This is a genomic window from Intestinibacter sp. (assembly GCF_034113885.1).
Taxonomy (GTDB): domain Bacteria; phylum Bacillota; class Clostridia; order Peptostreptococcales; family Peptostreptococcaceae; genus Intestinibacter.
The window spans coordinates 1-2,247 of the sequence record NZ_JAXEWM010000137.1 but is presented as its reverse complement, the minus strand read 5'-3'; the positions used below and the strand labels follow the sequence as shown (position 1 = coordinate 2,247).

General features: G+C 34.7%; 2 protein-coding genes. Both read left to right on the top strand.

Annotated elements, in window-relative coordinates:
• The first annotated feature begins 71 nt into the window (after positions 1–71).
• Positions 72–1,466 carry a glucuronate isomerase gene (uxaC, locus tag SPD90_RS08480; RefSeq protein WP_320924934.1) on the top strand — a complete coding sequence of 465 codons (1,395 nt, stop codon included), beginning with the start codon at positions 72–74 and terminating at the stop codon, positions 1,464–1,466.
• Between the two features lie 30 nt (positions 1,467–1,496).
• Positions 1,497–2,144, top strand: coding sequence for a bifunctional 2-keto-4-hydroxyglutarate aldolase/2-keto-3-deoxy-6-phosphogluconate aldolase (locus SPD90_RS08475; RefSeq protein ID WP_320924933.1), 648 nt, complete (start codon positions 1,497–1,499; stop codon positions 2,142–2,144).
• The last annotated feature ends 103 nt before the right edge of the window (positions 2,145–2,247 follow it).

Here is a 2,247-nt window from a genome sequence, read left to right as displayed (position 1 = left end):
AAATATAATAAAAAAATTTAAGTAAAATTTAAATATATAAGGGAAAAATACAAATATAGAGGAGACATGTCATGAAAAATTTTATGGACAAAGATTTTCTTTTATCAAATGAAATATCTAAAAAGCTTTACCATGAATACTCAAGTGTTATGCCGATAATAGATTATCACTGCCATATCAACCCACAGGAGATAGCAGAGGATAAAAAATTTGAAAACATAACTCAAGTATGGCTAGGTGGAGATCACTACAAATGGAGACAAATGCGTTCAAACGGTGTAGAAGAAAAATACATAACTGGAGACGCTACAGATAGAGAAAAATTCCAAAAATGGGCTGAAACTTTAGAAAAAGCTATAGGAAACCCACTGTACCACTGGAGTCACTTAGAGCTACAAAGATACTTCGGATATGAAGGTGCTCTAAATGGAGAAACAGCAGAAGAGGTTTGGAATTTATGTAACGAAAAATTAAAAACTATGTCTGCTAGAAGCATAATGAGAGATTCTAACGTTGAATTAATATGCACTACAGACGATCCAATAGACGACTTAAAATACCACATAGCTATAAAAGAAGATGAAACTTTTGATATACAAGTACTTCCAACATGGAGACCTGATAAGGCTATAGCTATAGAAAAGATAGACTATGTAGATTATATAGCAAAATTATCAGAAGTAAGTGGAATTGAAATAAAATCATTTGCAGACTGGAAACAAGCTATAACAAAACGTATGGAATTTTTCAACGAGGTAGGTTGTAAAATAAGTGACCACGGTTTATTATACATACCTTATGTAGAAGCAGATGAAGATACTGTAGATGCTATATTTAAAAAACGTCTAGCAGGAAAAAATATATCTGAAACTGAAGAATTACAATTCAAGACAGCGTGTATGTTATACGTAGGTGGAGAATACAGTCGTCTAGGATGGGCTATGCAGCTACACTTCGGAGTTACTAGAGACAACAACACAAAGATGTTTAATAGATTAGGTGTAGATACAGGATTCGATGGAATATACAATAGAGTATCAATCGACCAATTATCATCTTATCTTGATGCATTAAACAAAGAGGACAAGCTTCCAAAAACTATCTTATACAGCTTAAATCCAGTTGACAACGCAGCTATAGGTGTACTAATAGGATGCTTCCAAGAAGCTGGTGTTTGCGGAAAAATACAACAGGGCTCAGCATGGTGGTTCAACGATCACAAGGCAGGTATGATAGAACAAATGACTTCACTAGCAAACCTAAGTTTATTAGGAAACTTTATAGGAATGCTAACTGATTCAAGAAGCTTCTTATCTTACACTAGACACGAGTACTTCAGAAGAATAATGTGCGAATTAATCGGTGGATGGGTAGCAAACGGCGAATATCCAAATGACGATAGAGCATTAGAAAAGATGATTAAAAATATTTCTCATGACAATGCATTAAATTACTTCGGATTTTAATTTAAATTTTAAGATTAAGGGAGAACAGACATGATAAAAATAAATACATTAAAAGCATTAAAAGACTGTGGTGTAGTAGCAGTAGTTCGTGGAGACTCTAAAGAGGTTGGAGTTGAAATATCAAAGGCTTGCGTAAAAGGTGGAGTAAAGGCTATAGAAGTTGCTTACACAAACAAATTCGCAAACGACATAATAAGAGAAGTCAGCGAAATATACGCAGGACAAGACGATGTAGTAATAGGTGCAGGAACTGTTTTAGATGCAGAAACTGCTAGAAGTGCGATGCTTGCTGGAGCAAAATATATAGTATCACCTGCATTTGATGCAGAAACTGCAAAAATATGTAACAGATACAAGGTTCCATATTTACCAGGTGTTATGACTATAAACGAAATAATATCTGCACACGAAGCTGGAGTTGATTTCGTAAAATTATTCCCAGGAAGTGCATTCGGTCAAGGCTACGTAAAAGCTATAAAAGGTCCACTTCCATATGCAAACATAATGGTAACTGGTGGAGTTAACGTAGATCACTTAGATTCTTGGATAAAAGCAGGAGTAGATGCAGTAGGAATCGGAGGAGAATTAAACAAGCTTGGTGAAGAAGGAAAATTTGACGAAATAACTTCAATATGTGAAGGATATATAGCTAAATTAAATGAAGCTAGAGGGTGCTAATATGAAGGTTGCTGGATTTGGAGAAATAATGCTTAGACTTTCGACTGATGTTGGAAATATGATTTCTCAAAGTAATTCCTTCAATGTCCATTATGGTGGAGGA

Excerpts from the sequence above, each read along its gene's own strand:
- uxaC (WP_320924934.1), top strand. The coding sequence starts at position 72 with ATGAAAAATTTTATGGACAAAGATTTTCTTTTATCAAATGAAATATCT.
- SPD90_RS08475 (WP_320924933.1), top strand. The coding sequence starts at position 1,497 with ATGATAAAAATAAATACATTAAAAGCATTAAAAGACTGTGGTGTAGTA.